We start from the raw sequence: 21,876 nt of genomic DNA on the forward strand, positions 1-21,876 counted from the left end.
CCTTCGCGAGCAAGCCCGCTCCCACATTTGGTTCCCGGTTTTGTCAGCTAGCCCTTCACTGTTTTAGGCGCCTTGCCTTCCTTCATCTGTTGCAGCAACGGCGCACATTGGTTCGGCTCATCGCCGCTCGGTGCCACCAGCGCCAGCAAGCCTGCTGCCGGGCCGGCAATCACACCCAGTGCAACCATTCCCGCGCCACGCAGCATCAGCGGCACCGCCTTCACGCCAGCATTCGGCTTGATAAACGGCCCGTTGACGTACAACGGCGAGCGCAGGGAGAACAGGCGGAAGCCTTTCGACTCTGGCGTGATCGTCAGATCAAGCTGCTCACTGGCCATGTTCGCAGTGCCATCGATGTAGATGATCGCGTTCTCGGTATCGAACACAAACAGACGAGTCGTCGCCAGGCCGGACTTGATGCCAAAGTCTGCCGCCGCGCAGTTGATCTTCACTTCCTTGTCGCCAAACAGGCGGCCGACCACGTAGTTACCGACGTTGAGCCCAGCGATTTCCATCAGGCCACGGCTGATGGCGCCGTCGTTGATCAACATCTTCAGATCGCCATTCGACGTGCCCAACAGCGCCGCGACGGAGTTGCCGCGCCCGGAAATGTCGGCGTCACCGTTGAGTTCACCGAAGCTGGTTTTCATCGGTTCAAAGGTCGGGAACAGCTGCTTGAGCTTGAAGTTACGTGCGGTGAGTTTGGCCTGGCCTTCCATCGGCGTGGTGCGCCCATTGAGGCGAATCTGCGCGTCGAGCTTGCCACCGGCTACGCCGAAACGCAGGGGCTCGAGGCTCAACTGGCCATCGTTCAACACCAGGTGGGTGTAGAGGTCGGTGAACGGCAGTTCGGCACTGTGGACGATGCGCTTGCCGGTGAATTCGACGTCGGCATCCATGTCGCGCCAGCGCTCCGTGCGGAACTCTTCCACCGGCAGCACCTTGGTCGCCGGCTGCTTGCTTTCGCCGCCACGGGCTTTTTGCTTGGCGTTGGAGTCGGCACCAATCAGCGGCGCCAGGTCGGCCATCAACAGTTGGTTGGAAACCAGCGCGCCCGTGAGCTTGGGCCGTGGCTGGCTGGCGACGTAGCCAAGGTTGCCGTGGATGTCGCTATTGCCGATCTTGCCGTTGAAGTTTTCATACTGGAACGACGCACCGCTGGCCTCATGCAATTTGGCGATCAAGTGGCCGTCGGTGGAATAGGCCGGAGAATCCGGCAAGGTCACGCCGGTGAGCGGGTACAGGTTGCCCAGGCTGCTGCCGGAGAGCTTGAGGCGCAGGTCGAGTGCGCCAAGGTTCATTGGGTCGGTGAGGGTGCCGGCCAGCGCGATGCTGGTGTCGCCGATCCTGGCCTGGGCTTGCAGCGGAAACGGCTTGGCCGCGTCCTGCAATGCCAGCAGGCCACCGATCTTGCCGCTGCCATCGAGCTTCTGGCCGTGGTACTGGCCTTTGACCTTGAGGGCGAACGCGTAATCCTGCGGCGCCGAGCCTTTTTCCAGGGCTTTCTTGGCGTCGGCATCACCGACGATCTCACCGAAGGGAATTGGCTTGCCGAGCAAATCAATCACTACGTCGAGTTGGGTCTTGAGGGTTTGGTCGTCGAGGGTCACGTGGCCTTTGTCGAAACCAATCGCGCCGATGTCCACCACCCAGTTGGAGGGTTCAGCGTTCGGGTCCTTGGGGTCGAACTTGAAAGTCCAGTTGGCGCGGCCGTCGGCCAGGCGCTGCAACTGCGCACTCGGTTCGGTAAGGTCGATACGCGGGATCACCACGCGCTGGGCCAGCAACGCCAGGGGCGAGATGCGCAACTCCACGCGTTTGAGGGTGACCATCTGCGGGGTTTTCGACCAGTCGGGGTTGCCCAGGGTCAGGTCTTCGGCAATCACATGGGGCCACGGAATCCAGGCGCGCCAGCCGCCTTCATCGGGCTCGCGCTGCCACACCACTGCCAGGTTGCCATTGATGGCAAACGGTCGATGCAGCTCTTCGGAGACCTTGGCGTTGAGCGGCGGCTTGATCCGGTTCCAGTCAAAGAACACCAGGACCAACACCACAATGGCGATTAACAGAACGAAGCTGGCGCAGCTCCAGGCGAGAATTTTACGAGTGCGCGTCATTGCACAGGACTCCAGGTTACGACTGAGCGGGCGCATTGCGGCGCGCGTTTTGACTACAGCTTATATGGCTACGACTGACAAACGGCGCTGGGGTTTAACCCCATTGATGAATTAGCCCTCAAAACCGCCTTTCCTGACCAATCAGACAGTTTCAATCATCAATCACGCACCGTTGTTACCCACGGTCGTGTCGAAAATACCCACCACGGTGCAAAAGCGCGGGCTTGAGACCTGCGAGATAGAGCCCTCGGCGAGAACAATCAATTCTGTTGATTATTACCATTGTGTTTATGAACTTTTATATCGACTTATCAAGAGTAGCATTAGCCCTGTACCCAATTTATCGCCCTCCCAAGGAGCAACCCATCATGAAACGCCAATTACTCGCAAGCTTTGTACTTTCCGTCCTGGCCACCAGCGCATTTGCCCTGCCAGCTGCTGAACAGGCCACCCCACAAGTAAAAGCCGATGCTTCCCACGTTAGCCAAACCCTGGCGCGCAGCGGTGCTTCGGACAAGAACAACACCGACTACAACGGCAGCATCACTGAAAACGGTTCGGACAACGCCAACAAACGCGCTTACACCGAAGGTGTTGTAGAAAACGGCCGTAATCGTCTGGAACAGAAAGGCCTGGTTGAAGGTGGCGCTGATCGCCTGATGGAACGCAACGCTGTTGCCGAAGGTGGCCGTGATCGCCTGGAACAGAAAGGTCTGGTTGAAGGCGGTGCTGAGCAAGCCAACGAACGTGCCTACGCCGGTTCTGTAGCTGAAGGCGGTGCTGACCGTCTGCAAGAACTGCATCAAGCACAGAGCTAAGCCCGTGCTGGCCCTGGAAAAAAGCCCGATCACCCGATCGGGCTTTGACTTTGTGTGAACCGCAACGCCCTTCTCCCTTTTGAAGTTCGACGCTGGCAAAGCTGATTTGCTAGAGTGCGTCGCTGTCCTTGTCCACAAAGCCCGCCTGCCAATGCTGCCCCGTGCCGAACAGAAGCAACAGACCCGACTCGCCCTGATGGACGCAGCCCGCCATCTGATGGAGTGTGGCCGTGGGTTCGGCAGCCTGAGCCTGCGTGAAGTGGCCAAGACCGCCGGCATCGTGCCCACCGGTTTCTACCGTCACTTTGCCGATATGGATCAGTTGGGCCTGGTATTGGTCAGTGAAGTCGGCCAGACCTTTCGCGCGACGATTCGCCTGGTGCGCCACAACGAATTCGTAATGGGCGGCATCATTGATGCCTCGGTACGGATTTTCCTGGATGTGGTCACCGCCAACCGTTCGCAATTCCTGTTCCTGGCCCGCGAGCAATACGGTGGCAGCCTCGCCGTGCGCCAAGCCATTGGTGCCCTGCGCGAAGACATCACCAGCGACCTCGCCGCCGACCTGACCCTGATGCCCAAGCTCCAGCACCTGGATGCCGACGGTTTACACGTAATGGCCGACCTGATCGTCAAGAGCGTGTTCGCCACCCTGCCCGATATCATCGACCCACCCGCCGAAGCGCTGCCTGCGCACCTCACGCCTCAAGCCAAGATCACCCAGCAACTGCGCTTTATCTTCATTGGCCTCAAGCATTGGCAAGGCCTGGGCAGCACTGAATAAATCAGCGCACGGCGTGGAATCGCTTGGCGGTGGTGTAGTTCTTGTTCCAGTAACTGTTGGCCAGTGAATCGATGCGCACGCTTTTGCCGGTGCGGGGCGAGTGAATGAATTTGCCCTCACCTATATAGAGACCAACGTGGCTGACCTGGCCGCGCCCATTGCCCCTGAAAAATACCGCATCACCCGGTTGCAATGCATCGCGCTTGACCGTGGCCGCAGTTGAGCGATGCATTTCGGAAGTCGTGCGGGGCAGATGAATGTTGGCTTCAGTCTTGAACAGGTACACCAGGAAGCTGCTGCAATCGAACCCCTGCCGTACCGAGGTGCCGCCCCACTTGTAGGGCGTGCCCAGCAGTGCATGGGCACGATCGATCACGTTGTCGATAGAGGGCCGCGGGGCAAATGCCGGGGCCCGCTGGAGATTGGCCGAAGCGGATGAAAGGGCGAGCGACAGGCTGACAATGATTAAACAGAAAAATGACTTGTACATGATGGAACCGCTGAGAATTAAACACGGAGCGGAATCCTAATGAAACAGCGCGTAACCCGATGACCGCCTAATCCTGTAACTGCGTGGGAAAAATCCGAAACAACTCATCACCCCCCCAAAGATGAAAGAAATTTCATGCAGCGAGCCATGGAATTCAACGCTGAGCGCCCGAATCCGGTGCTATAAATCCACTCACGCACCAAAATGAAACATTTTGGAATAATTTCCTGCGCCATCAGGTGGCACATGCCGCCTGCCTACAGGGAATTCCTACTCTTCGCGTGGTTGGCAAGACCCTTGCTCTAGCTTGCTTATCGCTCATAGCTGGAAGCTTTCTGATGTTGGTGATCCACCGCCGAATCGCCCCCGAACCCGTCTGGGCCGCCGAGTTGCTGCTGAACTTCGAAGCCCGCAGCAAAAGCCGCCTGCGCTGTTTCAGTGCCGACGGAGAAGACGTCGGCCTGTTCCTGGAGCGCGGCCAATCGCCGCTGCACGATGGCGAATTCCTACAGGCCGAAGACGGACGTGTCGTACGCGTATGTGCCCGCCCTGAACAACTGTTGCACGTCACCTGCAGCAGTGCCTTTGAACTGACCCGCGCGGCCTATCACCTGGGCAATCGCCACGTGGCGCTGCAAGTGGGTGACGGCTGGCTGCGCCTGCTGGATGACTACGTGCTCAAGGCCATGCTCGATCAGTTGGGCGCGACAACCGAGACCATCGAGGCCCCCTTCCAGCCGGAACACGGTGCCTATGGCGGTGGCCACCACCATTCCCGCCATGGCGACGAAGACTTCAACTACCCGCCCAAGCTGCACCAGTTCGGCGTACGTCTATGAACCCAGCCTGGGCGCTGTTGCGTCTGGCCAGTCCGCAGCTGCCGATTGGTGGCTATAGCTATTCCCAGGGTCTGGAAATGGCCGTGGAGCAAGCTCGCGTGACCGACCCGGCGAGTGCCGGGCGCTGGATCAGCGATCAACTGTTGCTCAACCTGGCGCGCTTCGAAGCGCCGCTGCTGCTCGCCCACTGCGAGGCCGCTGCTGAACAGGATTGGCCGCGCCTCGCGCAGTTGTGTGAAGAACACCGCGCCAGCCGCGAGACCCGCGAGCTGTACCAGGAAAGCCGGCAGATGGGTTATTCGCTGCATCAACTGCTCAACGGTTTGCCGGAGCTGGATGATGACGCGCGGGCGTTTCTCGCGCTGCGACCCGAACCGCACCTGGCCCTGGGCTGGGCGCTGGCCGCCCGCGCCTGGCAGATCAGCCCCGATGACGCCCTGGCTGCCTGGTTGTGGAGCTGGCTGGAAAACCAGCTGGCGGTGCTGATGAAGACTCTGCCACTGGGCCAGCAAGCCGCTCAACGCCTGACCAGTGAACTGCTGCCGCTGCTGCAACAAGCCCAGCAAAGCGCCAGCCAACTCGACCCCAATCATTACGGCAGCGCCGCCTTTGGCCTGTCCCTGGCGTGCATGGCCCATGAGCGCCAGTACAGCCGCCTGTTCCGTTCCTAGGGCACTTTATCTTGGAGAATCACATGAACACCCAACCCCTGCGCGTCGGCATCGGCGGCCCGGTCGGCTCCGGCAAGACCGCCCTGACCCTGGCCCTGTGCCTGGCCCTGCGCGACCGCTACAACCTGGCGGTGGTGACCAACGATATCTACACCCGCGAAGACGCCGACTTCCTGGTGCGCAACCAGGCGCTGGCACCCGAGCGCATCATCGGCGTGGAAACCGGCGGCTGCCCCCACACCGCGATTCGCGAAGACGCCTCGATCAACCTCGAAGCGGTGGACCAGTTGAACCGGCGCTTTCCCGGCCTGGACCTGATCCTGGTGGAATCCGGCGGCGACAACCTGTCGGCCACCTTCAGCCCGGAACTGTCAGACCTGACCATCTACGTGATCGATGTGTCGGCCGGCGACAAACTGCCGCGCAAAGGCGGGCCGGGGATCTGCAAATCCGACCTGCTGGTGATCAACAAGATCGACCTGGCGCCGCTGGTGGGCGCGTCCCTGGAGCTGATGAACAGCGACACCCAGCGTATGCGCGGCGGTAAACCTTTCGTCTTCAGCAATCAGAAAACCGGCGTCGGCCTGGAAGAAATCGTCGCCTTCATCGAACGCCAGGGCTTGCTGACCGCAGCCTGATCAACCCCAACAAGGAGCCTGTCCATGCGCCTCAATACACTTCTCGCCGCCGCAGCGTTGCTGCTCACTCCCGCCCTCGCCTTCGCCCACCCCGGCCATGGCGACAACGGCCTGGTGGCCGGCATCAGTCACCCGCTGGGCGGCATCGACCACTTGCTGGCGATGGTCGCCGTGGGCCTGTGGGCCGCTCAACAAAAAGGCGCCGCACGCTGGGCGCTGCCGTGCACCTTTGTCGGCACCATGCTGATCGGCGGGATGCTGGGCTTTGAAGGGCTGGAACTGCCGGCGCTGGAAAGCGGGATTGCCGCGTCGGTGCTGGCGCTGGGCCTGGCGGTTGCGCTGGCAGTGCGTCCGCCGTTGTTCGTGGCGGTGGCGGCGACTGCACTGTTTGCGCTGTTCCATGGCGTGGCGCATGGCTTGGAGCTGCCGGACATGTCCAGCCCTTGGGCGTATGCCATAGGGTTTGTGGGTGCGACGGCGGTTCTGCATGCGGCGGGCTATGCCGTGGTGCGTTTCCTGCCAGCAGCGGCAGCACCGTTGGTGCGGGTGGCTGGTGCGGCGTCGGCGGCGACTGGGGTTTGGTTGCTCGCTGCCTGATTTTCGGTGCTCCTGAGGGCCTCTTCGCGAGCAAGCCCGCTCCCACATTCGACTGCATTCCAACAATGGAACTCGATCGAATGTGGGAGCGGGCTTGCTCGCGAAGGCGGCAGTAAAGACAACACCGATCCCAAGCCTGATACCATGTCGCGCAAACACCCCTGCCGTGACGACGCCAGCCGATGCCCATCGCTCCAAGCTCCGCCCTCAAGCCTCAATTGACCGCTGTGTTGACGCACTTCCACGACCTGATCGTGCCGCTCTGGCATGGCCCGGGCTGGAATGCCGACCTGGCGCTGCCCTATGAGGCCCTGGACGCCGATCATCGGCCTTTGCCCCCGCAACGCTACCGCGCCATGGCCTGCGCACGGCAGTTGTACCTGTTCGCCAGCCTGATAGGAGAGCCCGGCGCAGCCTTTGCCGAGGAGCGCGCCGCCGCACTGTTCCGCTCCCTGCAACGGCACTTCCACGACGCGGAGCACGGCGGCTGGTTCTACAGCATCGACGCCCACGGCAAGCCGCTGGATAAACGCAAAGACCTCTACACCCACGCCTTCATCATCTTTGCCTGCGCCCACTATTGGGCCAAGGTGCGTGAATCGCTGGCGGAGTCGGTACTCGATGCCGCCCTGGAAGTGGTTGCCGAACGCTTCGCCACCGGCGACGGCCTGTACGAAGCGGTGCTGGAACGTAACTGGTCATCCCTCAAGTCCGGCCCTCTGCAAAACCCGTTGATGCACCTCGCCGAAGGCTTCCTCGCCACGCTGGCCGTGCGTGAAGACGCCGTAACCCAAGACGCACTGGTGGACCTGGCCAACGCCATGCAGAAGCGCTTCATCGACCGCCAACAGGGCGTAATGATGGAAAAACCGCTGGGCGCTGTGGATAACTGGTTTGAGCCGGGGCACCAGTTCGAATGGTTCTTCCTGCTGGAATCTTCGGACTTGTTGCGGGGCACGCCGCTGCACGCATCGTTGAACAAAGCGTTCACCTATGCCGAGCAAAAGGGTGTGGATAAAGTGACTGGCGCGGTCAGCGGAATGCTGGCCCTGGACGGCAGCGTACGCGACGGCACCCAGCGTATCTGGGCCCAGGCCGAATACCTGCGGGCGCTGACCTTGCGGCCCAACAGTGAAGCCGTGCTGCAACGCCAATTGCTGGCGTTGCAGCAGCGCTTCCTGCACGACAAAGGCTGGAATGAGTGCCTGGATGCCAAGGGGCACGTGAGCCGACGGGACATGCCGTCGACCACGCCGTACCACTTGGCGACGTGTTACCTGGGCCTTACGCAATCCATTTGCGATCCCCGGTAAAACTGATCGTCAGCCAGCGCGCCGCGTCCGGCTTGCCGAGTCCTGTGGATATTTCTTCGCGCAGCCCGTCCAGGGTGGCGACGTTATCCACCGGGTAATCCGCCGGCAGCACCACATGAATCTCGATAAACCGCGCCCGCCCGTGCTTCTGCACGTAGGACACGTAGTCGTCGAAACCATGCCTGGCCTGGGCCGCATCCATCACTTCGCGCACTTTGCCGTCCAGTTGGTCCGGCACAATCCCCAGCACATCCCGTAGCGCCGGGCGCAGGATCTTGAAGGCCGGCGCCAGCATGCTCAACGCCAGCAGGATCAGGATCAACGGGTCGACATACACCGCCCACTGCCCATAGCCCTGGGACTTGAGCAACAGCGCCGCCAGGAAGCTCACCAGCAGCCCCACCGACAGCATCGCGTCCACCAGCCAGCTGATGTTGTCGAACTGGATCAGCGACGACTTGAGCGTGCGATTGCGATAACGCACATAAAAGAAATAGGCGAACTCGACGACGGTAAACACCGCCGCGTAGATGATCACCAGGCCCAACTCGATATCGCGCCCGCCATTGATAATGCCGAACACACCGTTGAGAAACGCATAGATGGCGATCAACAGCAGGAAACTGCCCTCGATCAACAGCACCATCGGCTCCAGGTGCCAGTAGCCGAACTGGAAACGTTCGTTGCTTTTCTTGGCGATCAGCTTGGCCGTGATCAGCATCAGCACCTTGATGGCCGTGGCGATCAGCGAGAAAAAGCCGTCGAATAAAATCGATTGGGCGCCCGACACCACACCCGTGACAATCCCGGCGATCGCTACGGCGAACATCAGGATGGTCGATTGTTTGAGCAGCGACTGCTCACCTCGGTTACTCACATATCCTCCTGTCAAAACCTTTGAACCGCACAACGCGGCGGGGTTTTCAGGGGTGGAGTGTACCTTATGTCCTGTTTTGGCCGATTTGCCGCATATTCAAGGCTGACAAAAACCTGTGGCGAGGGAGCTTGCTCCCGCTGGGGCGCGGAGCGGCCCTAGCTTTTTTGGGGCCGCTTCGCAGCCCAGCGGGAGCAAGCTCCCTCGCCACAACAGCTCGACGAAATTAGCCCTTGGCGCCACGCTCAATCGCAAACCCGGCCCAGGTCTGGCTGACCGGCATCAGTTCCAGACGGTTGATGTTCACGTGCGCCGGGGTGTTCAGCACCCAGAAGATCGTGTCCGCAATGTCCTGTGGCTGGATCGGCTCGGCACCGGCATAAGTCGCGTCATAACGCGACTGGTCACCGGCAAACCGCACCAGGGAGAACTCGCTTTCGCACAGGCCGGGCTCAATGTTGGTCACGCGCACGCCGGTGCCTTGCAAGTCACACCGCAGGTTCAGCGAGAACTGTTTGACGAAGGCCTTGGTGCCGCCATACACGTGGCTGCCCGGGTACGGGTAGCTGCCAGCGATGGAACCAAGGTTGATGATGCCGGCGCCACGGCCGTGGGCGATCAGGCGCGGCAACAGCAGGCTGGTGGTGGTCAGCAGGCCCTTGATGTTGGTGTCGACCATGGTTTCCCAATCGTCGAGGCTGCACTTGGGCGCAGGGTCGGTGCCCACCGCCAGGCCGGCGTTGTTGATCAGCCCGCGCAGCGTGGCGAAGGACGGCGGCAGGTTGGCGATCGCCTCTTCCATGGCCTTGCGGTCACGTACGTCCACCACCAGGCCGAGTACTTCGGTCTGCTTGGAGAGCTCGGCGCACAGGGCGTTCAGACGCTCTGCGCGACGGCCGGTGAGCACCAGTTTCCAGCCGGCTTCGGCAAAACGGCGGGCACAGGCTTCGCCGAAACCGGAGGTCGCGCCAGTAATAAACAGCGTATTGGACATGGTGTTCTCCTTGCAGGGCTACGAGGTAAAAAATCAGCCAGCAGAATGCCCGGCTGCCGGGCTGGCGGCAACTGATACACGCTGTGGACACAGGTGAACGCGGCTCATACTGTACGAAATTCAACCAATCGCCCGGGAGCCATACAGGCCGTGGCGTGCAGCCATGTGCGCGCACCTTATCCACAGCCCCGTCCACAGTCTTTGGGGGCAAGTGCAAAAGCTGAAAGCCGCGGTGTACAAGGCTTTCAGCACGATTCAAAAAGTTTTTTGCTTGACCTGGACCAAGCCATATGTAGCCCGGTTCAAAACAGTGCAACTAGAACGATGGCTCCAGGCCAGTCATTCCGGCCTCTGCGGCACTCTTTCCAGAGTTTAGTCACAGACTTATCCACAGGCCGGAGTGACATATTCCGGTCATATACCTGTGTCTTTAAACAGGTTGACAAAATCCTCGGGTGGTCGCGAAAAACTCACTGTTCAATAAACAACCACCACGCTACAAGCCACGAAAACAAAGGCCTCCAGCCAGCTACTCCCACGTTACCCACAGCCGGTTCCACAGTGGCTGGGGACAAGTCAAAACTGTGACAAAACAGGGATTTGCGGCGGCTATATGTCGCGCTTTGGCAGGTGGCTGGATTTGTTGTCCACAATTTGCTGCAAGCGCAAAAAACTGTAGGAGCGAGCGTGCTCGCGAAGAGCGTTAACGATGACGCGGGCATTCAGAATGAACGCGGCGCCCTCAGGTTCTTCGCGAGCAAGCTCGCTCCTACAGAGGGTCCAACTGGGGATCAGTGCCCGCCGAGGTAGGCGTTACGCACCTCCTCATTCACCAGCAGCTCCTTGCCGGTGCCTGTAAGGCGAATCTCGCCGTTGACCATCACGTACGCCCGGTCCGACAAGCGCAGCGCATGGTTGGCGTTCTGCTCCACCAGGAAGATGGTCATGCCGGTAGACGCCAGCTCCCGCAGCGTGGCGAAGATCTGCTTCACCACAATCGGCGCCAGCCCCAGGCTCGGCTCGTCCAGCAGCAACAGCTTGGGCCGGCTCATCAGCGCGCGGGCGATCGCGAGCATCTGCTGCTCACCACCGGACATGGTCATCGCCCGCTGGTTACGCCGCTCCTTGAGCCGCGGAAACAGCTCGAACATCCGCTGCATGTCCTCGGCGGCGAACTTGTCGCCAATCGGGATGGTGCCCATCAGCAGGTTTTCCTCGACGGTCATGTCGGGGAACACCCGCCGCCCTTCCGGCGACTGCGCAATGCCGTTGGAGGCGATGTAGTGGGACGACTTGTGGGTAATGTCGACGCCGCGGTAGATGATCTGCCCGGACTCGGCCCGTGGCTGGCCAAAGATCGACATCAGCAGCGTGGATTTACCCGCGCCGTTGGAGCCGATCAGGCTGACGGTTTCGCCTTCGTTGATGTGCAGCGAGACTTTCTTCAAGGCCTGGATCGGGCCGTAGAACACGTCCAGGTCTTTCAGTTCGAGGATTGGCTCACTCATACCAGCTCCTCTTCATCTGCGCCCAGGTAAGCCGCGATCACTTTAGGATCGTTGCGGATCGCTTCCGGGCCGCCTTCAGCAATCACGTTGCCGTGGTCCAGCACCACGATGTGGTCGGAAATACTCATTACCATGCCCATGTCGTGTTCGATCAGCACCACCGTCAGGTCGTGTTCGTCCCGCAGCAGACGAATCATCGCGCTGAGGGCTTCGGTTTCCTGGGGGTTGAGGCCGGCAGCCGGTTCGTCGAGGCAGATGATCTGCGGCCGGGTGCACATGGCGCGGGCGATTTCCAGGCGGCGTTGTTGGCCGTAGGACAGCTCGCCGGCGAGGCGGTTGGCGCAGTCCACCAGGTCCACCACTTCCAGCCAGTAAAACGCATGGTCGAGGGCATCGCTTTCAGCCTTGCGGTAACCCTTGGTGTTGAGGATGCCCGCGAGCATGTTGCGGTTGACCCACATGTGTTGGGCCACCAGCAGGTTCTCCACCACCGACATTTCCTTGAACAGGCGAATGTTCTGGAAGGTGCGCGCCAAACCGGCACGGTTCACCAGGTGGGTGCCGCCGAACATCTTGTAGAACACCCGGCTGAAGAAGCTTTTCGGTGAAACAAAGTCGGTGACCTTGAAGCGCTCGCCCAGCAGTTGGATCACGTTGGTCTGCTTGCCGCGCACATTGAGTTCGATCTTGCCGCCGGAGGCTTTGTAGAAACCGGTCAGGCAGTTGAACACCGTGGTCTTGCCAGCGCCGTTGGGGCCGATCAGGGCGAAGATCGAGTTGCGTTTGACCTGCAGGCTCACATCACTCAAGGCCTTGATGCCACCGAAGTGCATCATCAGGTGTTCCACGGAGAGGACGACTTCCTTGCTCATGGCGCCACTCCTTTACGTGGGACTACACCGGTACGGCTGATACGAATCAGGCCTCGTGGTCGCCAGATCATCATCACCACCATCAACACGCCAAACAACAGCACGCGGTACTCGGAGAAGCTGCGCAGCAGTTCCGGCGCCACGGTCAGTACGAACGCGGCAATCACTACGCCGACGGTCGAGCCCATGCCGCCCAACACCACGATGGCCAGGATCAGCGCCGACTCGAAGAAGGTGAACGACGACGGGTTGACGAAGCCCTGGTAGCTGGCGAAAAACACCCCGGCCAGACCGGCAGTGGACGCGCCGATGGTGAACGCCGAGAGCTTCACCAGCACGTGGTTGAGGCCCATGGAACGGCAGGCGATTTCATCTTCGCGCAAGGCTTCCCAGGCGCGGCCCACCGGCATGCGGGTCAGGCGGTGCTTGATGTACAGCACCAGCAGCACCACCAGGAACAGCACGATGTAGATAAACAGGAATTTGAAGTTGGGGTTGTAGTCGATGCCGAAGAACTCGTGGAACGGCACCCCGCCGTCCTTCGCCTTACGCACGAACTCCAGGCCGAAAAAGGTTGGCGACGGCACCGGCATGCCGTTCGGACCACCGGTAAACGACAGCCAGTTGTTCAGCACCAGGCGGATGATCTCACCGAAGCCCAGGGTCACGATCGCCAGGTAATCCCCGTGCATTCGCAACACCGGGAACCCGAGTATGCACCCCGCCAACGCCGCGCAGATCGCCGCCAGCGGCAGCACCGTCCAGAAGCCCAAACCGAGGTATTGATAACCCAGCGCCAGGCCATAGGCGCCGATGGCGTAGAACGCCACGTAACCGAGGTCGAGCAGCCCGGCCAGGCCCACCACGATGTTCAGGCCCAGGCCCAACAACACGTAGATCAACCCGAGGATCACCACGGTCAGCAGGTATTTGTTGGCAAAAAACGGGAACACAATGGCAATCACGATCAACGCCGGGATGATCCAGCGCAGGCGCGATTTGTAGTCCGGCTTGAGCACATGCACACCGGAGCCGGTGCTTTCAAAACCCTGCAGAATCCGCAGGCCCTTGGGGGTTTGCAGGAACAGGCTCATGGCGAACCGGCCGATCATCACGATGGCCACCAGGATGCCGACGCGCGCCGGTTGCAGGTTGAAGCTGTAGCCGTCGAGGACCACGCCGACGATCGGACCGAACACGATCAGCGAAATCAGCCCGGCGAGTACCGCATCGACGACACTTTTCTTGATATCGATAGAGTAGGCAGCAGACATAGTTACACCTTCGCCACGAGTGGGCGACCGAGCAGGCCCTGGGGACGGAAAATCAGGATCACCACCAGCAGGGAGAAACTGAACACGTCTTTGTAGTCAGAGTTGATCAACCCCGAGAACAGCGACTCGGAAATACCCAGGATGATCCCGCCCAGCATGGCCCCAGGCAGGGAACCGATGCCGCCGAGTACCGCCGCGGTAAATGCCTTGATGCCGATGATGAAGCCGGCATAGAAGTCGAACGTGCCGTAGTTCAAGGTGATCAGCACACCGGCCAAGGCGGCCATGGCGGCACCAATCACGAATACGTAGGAGATGACCCGGTCGGTGTTGATGCCGAGGATCGACGCCATCTTGCGGTCTTGCTGGGTAGCGCGGCACATGCGGCCGAGCTTGGTGTACTTGATGATGTAGGTCAGCAGGCCCATGCCGACAAACGCGGCCACCAGGATGAACACCTTGGTGTAGGTCAACTGCACGAAGCCGGTGCCGATATCGACTCTCCAGGCGCCGGCCAGCAGCGTCGGGATGCCTTGTTGCTTGGCGCCCTGGGCGATCTGCGCGTAGTTCTGCAGGATCAGCGAAATACCGATGGCGCTGATCAGCGGTGCCAGTCGGGTGGAGTTACGCAGCGGTTTGTAGGCGACACGCTCGATAACCCAGCCGTAAACGCCGGTGACGACGACGGTGAAGATCAGAGTGCCAAGAATGAGCAGCGGGAAGGATTCGATGCCGAAGTAAGCCAGCAGTGCCAGACTGATCGCCGCGAGGTAAGCGGAAATCATATAAACCTCGCCATGGGCGAAGTTGATCATGCCAATGATGCCATAGACCATTGTGTAGCCGATGGCGATCAAGCCATAGACCGACCCGAGGGTCAGCCCATTGACCAGTTGCTGCAGGAAAATACCATCCATAACGCAATCTCACGCAGTGAGAGCCTGCACACGGGTGGGTGTGCGGATCTTCTAGGAGGAAAACAGAGGCTCGGCACTCGCCCACTGCAGGAGCGAGCTTGCTCGCGAAAAACCCGAGAGCGACGCATGCATCCAGGATGCCCGCGTCATCGTTGACGTTCTTCGCGAGCACGCTCGCTCCTACAGAGAGGTCATGCAGTCAGTTCGGATTACTTCTGCTTTTCCAGCTGGTGATACTTGCCGTCCTTGTCCCACTGGTAAACCACGTAGTCAGAGATTTTCAGGTCGCCCTTGGTGTCCCAGTTCTTCTCGCCCATAACGGTTTTGACCGGGTGGGCCTTCAGCCACTTGGCAGCGTCTTCGCCCTTGTCGGACTTGGCGCCGTTGAAAGCAGCCGCCAGGGCCTGGACCGACGCGTAGGCGTACAGGGTGTAGCCTTCAGGCTCGGTGCCATTTTTGCGGAACTCTTCCACGACGGTCTTGCTGTCTGGCAGCAGGCGCGGGTCGGCGCCGAAGGTCATGTACACACCATCCACGTACTGCGCACCACCGGCGGTCGCCACCAGTTCGTCGGTGACCACGCCGTCATCGGACATGAACTTGACGTCTTTCAGGCCGGCTTCACGAATCTGGCGAACCAGTGGACCGGCTTCCGGGTGCAGGCCGCCGAAGTACACGACGTCAGCACCGGTGGAGCGGATCTTGGTGACCAGCGCGCTGAAGTCTTTCTCGCCACGGGTCAGGCCTTCTTCCAGCACCGGCTTGACGCCACGCTTGGTCAGCTGAGCCGCAGTGGCGTCAGCCAGGCCTTTGCCGTAGGTGTCCTTGTCGTTGATAACCGCGACTTTCTTGCCCTTGAGCACGTCGACGATGTAGTCGCCGGCCACGATGCCTTGCTGGTCGTCACGGCCACACATGCGGAACACAGCCGACAGGCCGCGCTCGGTCACCTGTGGGTTGGTGGAGCCCGGGGTGATCATGATCACGCCCGCATCGGCATACACCTCGGAGGCTGGAATGGTGTTGGACGAGCAGAAGTGCCCGACCACGCCAATCACTTTGTCCTGGTCAACCAGGCGGTTGGCCACGGCCACGGCCTGCTTGGGTTCGCAGGCGTCATCACCGGCCACCAGCTTGACCTGCTCGCCGTTGATACCGCCGGCCTTGTTGATGACATCGGCTGCCGCCTGGGCACCTTTCATGTACTGCTCACCAAATGCCGCGTTGGCGCCGGTCATCGGCCCCGCTACGCCAATCTTCACATCAGCTTGAGCAAACGCAGAAACACCCAGCGCCGCAGCAACGGCGAGGGCTAGAAAACCTTTCTTGTAAAACGTCTGGGACATGAGTGGTGCTCCGAGGTTTTTGTTGAATTGGCATTCTTTTAATAACAGCCGGCTTCACTTCAAAAGCTTTCGGAAAGCCCAGAGCAAGCGGCGTGCCATTACGTTTTTATTATTCAAAAAGACACGGTGTCATTGTTATTACAGGTTTTTGGGCGCCTTTTGATTGGACGTGCAACCGTCTATCTCAACCGGGTGCAACCATTGGACCCATAAAGTGCAACCCGACCAATCAAGCACTGCAACCCGGCCATTAAACGGCCACCCTTGAACCTGTAACAGCGTGCGTAACGGAAGTGCACATTTACAGTGCGTTACTGCTACGACTCGCACCAATACAGATTAGTAGCCTGCTAAGAAAATGCAGGCTTCTGAGCGGTATTTCGTTGATCAGATCACGATCCGCAGACATTGGCCCGCGTGATACAGCGAGAATCCCGCCTCATATAGACAGCTACGCAGGCCCACACCGGCCAGCGGCTGCATGGGTGCAAAGGGGATTGGCAACGCCTGTGGATCCTGGTGACACAGGTAATCCGCAAAGGCTTTACCCACGACACTGCCGGTCGTCACTCCACGCCCGTTGTAACCGGTGACGGCCACCAGCCCGGGCGCCGGCTCGAACAGGCGCATCAGGTGGTCCGGAGTGAAGGCAATGCAGCCGGTCCAGGTGCATTCCCACTGCACCGGTTTGAGGTACGGGAAATAGTGCTGCTGCACCCGATCGGCCCAGGCCTTGAGAAACCACGCGGGTTTCTGGTTGCCATTGCCCAGGCTGCCGAGTAGCAGCCGGCCTTCGGCGTCGCGGCGGATGCTGCTGAGTACCTGACGGGTGTCCCAGGAGCCTTGTCCGCCGGGGAGGATTTGTTGTGCGGCTGCGTCGGTCAGCGGGGCCGACGCCACCTGATAGTAATAACCGGGGAAGAAGTTGCGGCGCAGCTCGGTCCACTCGCCTTCGGTGTAGGCATTGGAAGCGATCACCACCTGTTCAGCCTGCACCGAGCCCTGGGCAGTTTGCACAGACCAGTGCTGGCCCTGGCGTTCCAGTTGGGTGACCGGGGAATGGTCAAACAACTGCCCGCCCAGGCCGACTGCGGCATTGGCCAAACCGCTGGTGTAGGCCATCGGGTTCAAGGTGCCTGCACGCCGATCCAGCAAGGCGGCGGCGATTTTTTTAGTACCGGTGGCTTGCTCGCAGGCCGCGCCGGTCAATAGTTCCACCGGTGCGCCGCGACGCTTCCATTGTTCTTCACGACTGCGCAGGTCCGCCTCGCCACGGGCGTTATGCGCCATGTGCAACGTGCCCTCGCGGCGCAGTTGGCAATCGATGTTGTATTTGTCGATCAGGCTGAACACCAGGGACGGTGCCGCGCCGAGCATGCGGTTGAGCTGGCTGCCTACCGCTTCGCCGAAACCGGCTTCGATCTCGTCCGGGGGAATCCACATCCCGGCGTTGACCAGCCCCACGTTGCGCCCCGAACCACCGTGGCCGGTGCGATGGGCTTCGAGTACAGCGACGCTTTTACCTTGTTCCAGCAAATGAATGGCCGCCGACAAACCGGTGATCCCGGCGCCGATCACGCACACATCCACCTTGACCTCGCCCTTGAGCGCGGCGCGATCCGGCCGGCCAGGGGTGAGTTGCTCCCACAAACACGCTTCGCGTAATGCCATTGCCAGACTCCGATGAGACCTAACAAACCACTTTTCCGAATTGTAAATACGGTCAAATGTGGGAGAGGGCTTGCTCGCGAAAGCGGTGGGTCAGATAAGTATTCGTTGACTGACACACCGCTTTCGCGAGCAAGCCCGCTCCCACATGGACCGCACTCCGAGCAGAGACTTAGTCGAAAGTAATGCCCTGGGCCAGCGGCAATTCCAGCGAGTAGTTCACGGTGTTGGTCTGGCGACGCATGTACCCGCGCCATGCATCCGAACCCGACTCACGCCCACCACCGGTCTCTTTCTCACCGCCAAACGCGCCACCAATCTCCGCGCCGCTTGGGCCGATGTTGACGTTGGCGATCCCGCAATCACTGCCTACCGCCGACATGAACTGCTCAGCTTCACGCACGTCAGTGGTAAAGATGCATGAAGACAGGCCTTGTGGCACCGCATTGTTCAGGCGCAGCGCCTCAGCAAAATCGGTGTAGCCGACCACGTACAGAATCGGCGCAAACGTCTCGGTGCACACCACATCACTCTGTTCCGGCATTTCCACAATCGCCGGCGACACGTAGTAAGCGTTGGGGAATTTATCTTCCAACTGACGCTTGCCACCAAACACCCGACCGCCTTCGCTCAAGGCTTGTTCCAGGGCATCCTGCATGTTTTCGAAGCTGTGTTTGTCGATCAGCGGGCCGATCAGGTTGCCTTCCAGCGGATGACCGATGCGCACTTTGGAATACGCGGCCTTGAGGCGGGTGACGATCTCATCTTTCACCGACTCATGGGCGATCAAGCGGCGCAGGCTGGTGCAGCGCTGCCCGGCGGTACCGACGGCGCTGAACAGGATGGCGCGCACGGCCATGTCCAGGTCGGCGCTTGGGCCGAGGATCATCGCGTTGTTGCCGCCCAGTTCGAGAATGCTGCGGGCAAAACGTGCGGCGACTTTCGGTGCCACTTCGCGGCCCATGCGGGTGCTGCCGGTGGCGCTGATCAGCGCAACGCGCGGGTCATCCACCAACGCGGCGCCGGCATCGCGGCCACCGATGATCACTTGGCTGAGGTACGGCGGCGCATCGCTGAAGTTCTTCAACACGCGCTCGAAGAGCGCCTGGCAGGCCAGGGCAGTGAGCGGGGTCTTTTCCGAGGGTTTCCAGATCACCGCGTTGCCGCATACCAGCGCCAGCGCGGTGTTCCACGCCCATACGGCGACCGGGAAGTTGAAGGCGCTGATTACGCCGACCACGCCCAGCGGGTGCCAGGTTTCACGCATGTGGTGGCCCGGGCGCTCAGAGGCGATGGTCAAGCCGTACAGTTGGCGCGACAGGCCGACGGCGAAGTCGCAGATGTCGATCATTTCCTGCACTTCACCCAAACCTTCCTGGGTGATCTTGCCGGCTTCCCACGACACCAACTCACCGAGGTCGGCCTTGTACTCGCGCAACACGTCGCCGAACTGGCGCACCAGCTCACCACGACGGGGTGCCGGCACCTTGCGCCAGGCGTCGAATGCATGCTCGGCGCGACTGACCTGCTGCTCCACCTCGGCGGCGCCTTCCCAGTGCACACTGGCAATCCGGCTGCCATCAATCGGCGAATGCACGGGTTGTTTACCCGACTGGTACAGCGCCGGGTTTACCCCGAGACGATCAAGCAATGCGGCAACCATGGGTCACTCCTTCAATCCACAAACAGAAATATGCGCCGCCAGTTCACACGGCGATCCAGACCTTATTTGTAGCTGGCCCAAGACTTGCCAACAAACGACGATTAGGCGAGATATCATTCCGTTTATTCATGCTAAGAACAAAAAGAGGCGTGCCGTGCTGAATAAAAGACATTTGCCCTCGATCACCGCCTTGCAGTGTTTCGAAGCGGTCACCCGCCACCTGAGTTTTACCCGCGCCGCCGAGGAGCTGAACCTCACCCAGAGCGCTGTCAGCAAACAGGTCGCGCAGCTGGAAGAACTGCTGCAGCACCTGCTGTTTCGCCGGGTGCGCCGCCGCTTGCAAATGACCCCGGCAGGCGATCTGTACCTGGTGGAAGTGCGCAAGATCCTCACCCAGGTGGAGATGTCCACCCACTACCTGCGTTCCTACGGCGGCGAGACTGAAGTGCTGCGGGTGTCCACGCCCTACACCTTCGGCGCCCGCTGGCTGGTGCCGCGCCTCAAGGGCTGGCGACTGCGGCATCCGCAGATTCACCTGGACCTGTGCAACGAACAGGAGCCCGACGAGCTGCTGCAAGGCAAGGCCGACCTGGCCTTCTACTTCGGCCAGGGCTCACGGCCCGGCACCGAGAGCCTCAAGCTGTTCAGCGAAGAACTGGTGCCCGTGTGCTCGCCCGACAGCCTGCCCTCCCAGCCGTTTACCGACCCCACGCAACTCAGCGAACTGGTGCTGCTGCAAAACGCCTCGCGCCCCCAGGGCTGGCACGACTGGTTCGCTGCACAGGGCCATCACACCGAACACAGCTACCACGGGCCGCGCTTCGAAACCTTTTATATGTGCATCCGCGCCGCACAAGTCGGCTGCGGCGTGGCGCTATTGCCCAGGTTCCTGGTGGAAGAAGAGTTGGCCGAAGGCAAGCTAGTGATCCCCTGGCAGCACGCGATGCCGAGCCAGGATGCCTATTACCTGGCCTACCCCGAGCACTCGGCGGAAGTGCCCAAGGTGCGGGATTTTGTGAAGTGGATGATGGAGCAGGTTGAGTCTGATTGAGGCGCGTCGCCTGCAATACCGCCCTCGCGAGCAAGCCCGCTCCCACATTTGGAACGCATTCCAAATGTGGGAGCGGGCTTGCTCGCGAAGGCGTCAGGGGCCAAACAACAGTGCTCAGCTGAAAAAACACTGGCAAAACAACACAGGTCTATGCGCCACTAGCGCCATTCCTTAATTGTGCGTAAAGGTCGGCGCCCATCGCCGACCCGTCTGGAGATTCCCGTTATGAGCGAGAGTGTGTTTGCCGATCGCATCGTGCAGAACCTGCTCGACACCGACTTCTACAAGCTGACCATGATGCAGGCGGTGCTGCACAACTACCCGAACGTGGAAGTTGAATGGGAGTTTCGTTGCCGTAACAGTGAAGACCTGCGCCCGTACCTGGCGGAGATCCGCTACCAGATCGAGCGCCTCGCCGAGCTGAGCCTGAGCCCCGACCAACTGGGCTTCCTGGAACGCATCAGCTTCATGAAGCCGGATTTCCTGCGCTTCCTCGGGCTGTTTCGCTTCAACCTGCGCTACGTCCAGACCGGCATCGAAAACGGCGAGCTGTTTATCCGCCTGCGCGGGCCGTGGCTGCATGTGATCCTGTTTGAAGTGCCGATGCTGGCCATCGTCAGCGAAGTGCGTAACCGCTATCGCTACCAGACCGTGATCCTCGAACAGGCCCGCGAGCAGCTGTATCGCAAGTTCGACTGGCTGACGGCGAATGCCAGCGTCGAAGAGCTCTCCGAATTGCAGGTGGCGGATTTCGGCACGCGCCGACGCTTCTCCTACCGCGTGCAGGAAGAAGTGGTGAGCGTGCTCAAGCACGACTTCCCCGGGCGTTTTGTCGGCACCAGCAACGTGCACCTGGCCCGTGAGTTTGATATGAAGCCGCTGGGCACCATGGCCCACGAATGGATCATGGCCCACCAACAACTCGGCCCGCGCCTGATCGACAGCCAGATCGCCGCCCTCGATTGCTGGGTGCGGGAATACCGTGGCCTGCTGGGCATCGCCCTGACCGATTGCATCACCACCGATGCGTTCCTCGGCGATTTCGACCTGTACTTCGCCAAACTCTTCGACGGCCTGCGCCACGACTCCGGTGACCCGGTGCAATGGGCCGAAAAGGCAATCGCCCACTATCACAAGCTGGGGATCGAGCCGATGAGCAAGACCCTGGTGTTCTCCGACAGCCTGTCGCTGCCCAAGGCGCTGGAGATTTTCCGCGCGCTGCGTGGTCGGATCAATGTGAGCTTCGGCATCGGCACCAACCTGACCTGTGACATTCCAGGTGTGGAACCGATGAGCATCGTGCTTAAAATGACCGCCTGTAATGGCCAGCCCGTCGCAAAGATCTCTGATGAAGCGGGCAAGACCCACTGCACCGATCCGAACTTCGTCGCTTATTTGCGCCACGTTTTCAAAGTACCTGCCCTACCCAGCAAGGAGTGAAT

General features: G+C 60.6%; 20 protein-coding genes. 9 read left to right on the forward strand and 11 right to left on the reverse strand.

What is annotated here, in order from left to right; genetic code table 11:
• Positions 1-47: 47 nt before the first annotated feature.
• Positions 48-2,117, reverse strand: a complete 2,070-nt coding sequence (locus AU074_RS31425; RefSeq protein WP_076018021.1) for an AsmA family protein — start codon at positions 2,115-2,117, stop codon at positions 48-50.
• A 368-nt stretch (positions 2,118-2,485) separates the two neighbouring features.
• On the opposite strand from AU074_RS31425, the gene AU074_RS31430 reads away from it, so the two are divergent.
• Positions 2,486-2,935 (forward strand): hypothetical protein, encoded by a 450-nt coding sequence (locus AU074_RS31430; protein ID WP_076018022.1) that lies wholly within the window; start codon positions 2,486-2,488, stop codon positions 2,933-2,935.
• 151 nt (positions 2,936-3,086) lie between these two features.
• Positions 3,087-3,719, forward strand: coding sequence for a TetR family transcriptional regulator (locus AU074_RS31435; protein ID WP_076018023.1), 633 nt, complete (start codon positions 3,087-3,089; stop codon positions 3,717-3,719).
• Position 3,720: 1 nt separating this feature from the next.
• Here AU074_RS31435 and AU074_RS31440 read toward each other — a convergent pair whose 3' ends face one another.
• A complete protein-coding gene (locus AU074_RS31440; protein WP_076018024.1) occupies positions 3,721-4,209 on the reverse strand; it encodes a C40 family peptidase in 489 nt (162 codons plus the stop codon).
• A gap of 338 nt (positions 4,210-4,547) precedes the next feature.
• On the opposite strand from AU074_RS31440, the gene ureE reads away from it, so the two are divergent.
• The 5 genes from ureE (at position 4,548) to AU074_RS31465 (ending at position 8,267) form a co-directional block, all read left to right on the forward strand.
• A complete protein-coding gene (ureE, locus tag AU074_RS31445; RefSeq protein ID WP_076018025.1) occupies positions 4,548-5,048 on the forward strand; it encodes an urease accessory protein UreE in 501 nt (166 codons plus the stop codon).
• Complete coding sequence (locus AU074_RS31450; RefSeq protein ID WP_076018026.1) at positions 5,045-5,719, forward strand: urease accessory protein UreF; 675 nt, start codon at positions 5,045-5,047, stop codon at positions 5,717-5,719. Before ureE ends, AU074_RS31450 begins: the two co-directional genes overlap by 4 nt.
• 23 nt (positions 5,720-5,742) lie before the next feature.
• Complete coding sequence (gene ureG, locus AU074_RS31455) at positions 5,743-6,357, forward strand: urease accessory protein UreG (protein WP_003217431.1); 615 nt, start codon at positions 5,743-5,745, stop codon at positions 6,355-6,357.
• Positions 6,358-6,381: 24 nt separating this feature from the next.
• Positions 6,382-6,954 (forward strand): HupE/UreJ family protein, encoded by a 573-nt coding sequence (locus AU074_RS31460; RefSeq protein WP_076018027.1) that lies wholly within the window; start codon positions 6,382-6,384, stop codon positions 6,952-6,954.
• A gap of 182 nt (positions 6,955-7,136) precedes the next feature.
• The gene (locus AU074_RS31465) at positions 7,137-8,267 is read left to right on the forward strand and encodes an AGE family epimerase/isomerase (protein ID WP_076018028.1); all 1,131 of its coding nucleotides are present in this window, start codon (positions 7,137-7,139) and stop codon (positions 8,265-8,267) included.
• On the opposite strand, the gene AU074_RS31470 is transcribed toward AU074_RS31465, so the two are convergent.
• The 9 genes from AU074_RS31470 to AU074_RS31510 form a co-directional block, all read right to left on the reverse strand.
• Positions 8,239-9,144 carry a cation diffusion facilitator family transporter gene (locus AU074_RS31470; RefSeq protein ID WP_003217435.1) on the reverse strand — a complete coding sequence of 302 codons (906 nt, stop codon included), beginning with the start codon at positions 9,142-9,144 and terminating at the stop codon, positions 8,239-8,241. The genes AU074_RS31465 and AU074_RS31470 overlap by 29 nt on opposite strands.
• A 223-nt stretch (positions 9,145-9,367) precedes the next feature.
• On the reverse strand, positions 9,368-10,135 hold the full coding sequence (locus AU074_RS31475) for an SDR family oxidoreductase (protein WP_076018029.1): 768 nt from the start codon (positions 10,133-10,135) through the stop codon (positions 9,368-9,370).
• A 791-nt stretch (positions 10,136-10,926) separates the two neighbouring features.
• A complete protein-coding gene (locus tag AU074_RS31480; protein ID WP_076018030.1) occupies positions 10,927-11,643 on the reverse strand; it encodes an ABC transporter ATP-binding protein in 717 nt (238 codons plus the stop codon).
• Positions 11,640-12,515, reverse strand: a complete 876-nt coding sequence (locus tag AU074_RS31485) for an ABC transporter ATP-binding protein (protein ID WP_076018031.1) — start codon at positions 12,513-12,515, stop codon at positions 11,640-11,642. Before AU074_RS31485 ends, AU074_RS31480 begins: the two co-directional genes overlap by 4 nt.
• Complete coding sequence (gene livM / locus AU074_RS31490; RefSeq protein WP_076018032.1) at positions 12,512-13,789, reverse strand: high-affinity branched-chain amino acid ABC transporter permease LivM; 1,278 nt, start codon at positions 13,787-13,789, stop codon at positions 12,512-12,514. The genes AU074_RS31485 and livM overlap by 4 nt, the downstream gene beginning before the upstream one ends.
• Positions 13,790-13,791: 2 nt before the next feature.
• Positions 13,792-14,706, reverse strand: coding sequence for a branched-chain amino acid ABC transporter permease (locus AU074_RS31495; RefSeq protein ID WP_003217447.1), 915 nt, complete (start codon positions 14,704-14,706; stop codon positions 13,792-13,794).
• A gap of 209 nt (positions 14,707-14,915) precedes the next feature.
• Positions 14,916-16,052, reverse strand: a complete 1,137-nt coding sequence (locus AU074_RS31500) for a branched-chain amino acid ABC transporter substrate-binding protein (RefSeq protein WP_076018033.1) — start codon at positions 16,050-16,052, stop codon at positions 14,916-14,918.
• 387 nt (positions 16,053-16,439) lie between these two features.
• A complete protein-coding gene (locus AU074_RS31505; protein ID WP_076018034.1) occupies positions 16,440-17,723 on the reverse strand; it encodes an FAD-binding oxidoreductase in 1,284 nt (427 codons plus the stop codon).
• Positions 17,724-17,892: 169 nt separating this feature from the next.
• The gene (locus tag AU074_RS31510; RefSeq protein WP_076018035.1) at positions 17,893-19,383 is read right to left on the reverse strand and encodes an aldehyde dehydrogenase family protein; all 1,491 of its coding nucleotides are present in this window, start codon (positions 19,381-19,383) and stop codon (positions 17,893-17,895) included.
• Positions 19,384-19,537: 154 nt separating this feature from the next.
• On the opposite strand from AU074_RS31510, the gene AU074_RS31515 reads away from it, so the two are divergent.
• Both AU074_RS31515 and pncB read left to right on the forward strand, forming a co-directional pair.
• Positions 19,538-20,434: a LysR family transcriptional regulator gene (locus AU074_RS31515; protein WP_076018036.1), complete on the forward strand. Its 897-nt coding sequence runs from the start codon at positions 19,538-19,540 to the stop codon at positions 20,432-20,434.
• Positions 20,435-20,659: 225 nt separating this feature from the next.
• Complete coding sequence (gene pncB / locus AU074_RS31520) at positions 20,660-21,874, forward strand: nicotinate phosphoribosyltransferase (protein ID WP_076018037.1); 1,215 nt, start codon at positions 20,660-20,662, stop codon at positions 21,872-21,874.
• Positions 21,875-21,876 lie beyond the last annotated feature (2 nt).

This window comes from Pseudomonas sp. ATCC PTA-122608 (assembly GCF_001952855.1).
Lineage (GTDB): Bacteria > Pseudomonadota > Gammaproteobacteria > Pseudomonadales > Pseudomonadaceae > Aquipseudomonas.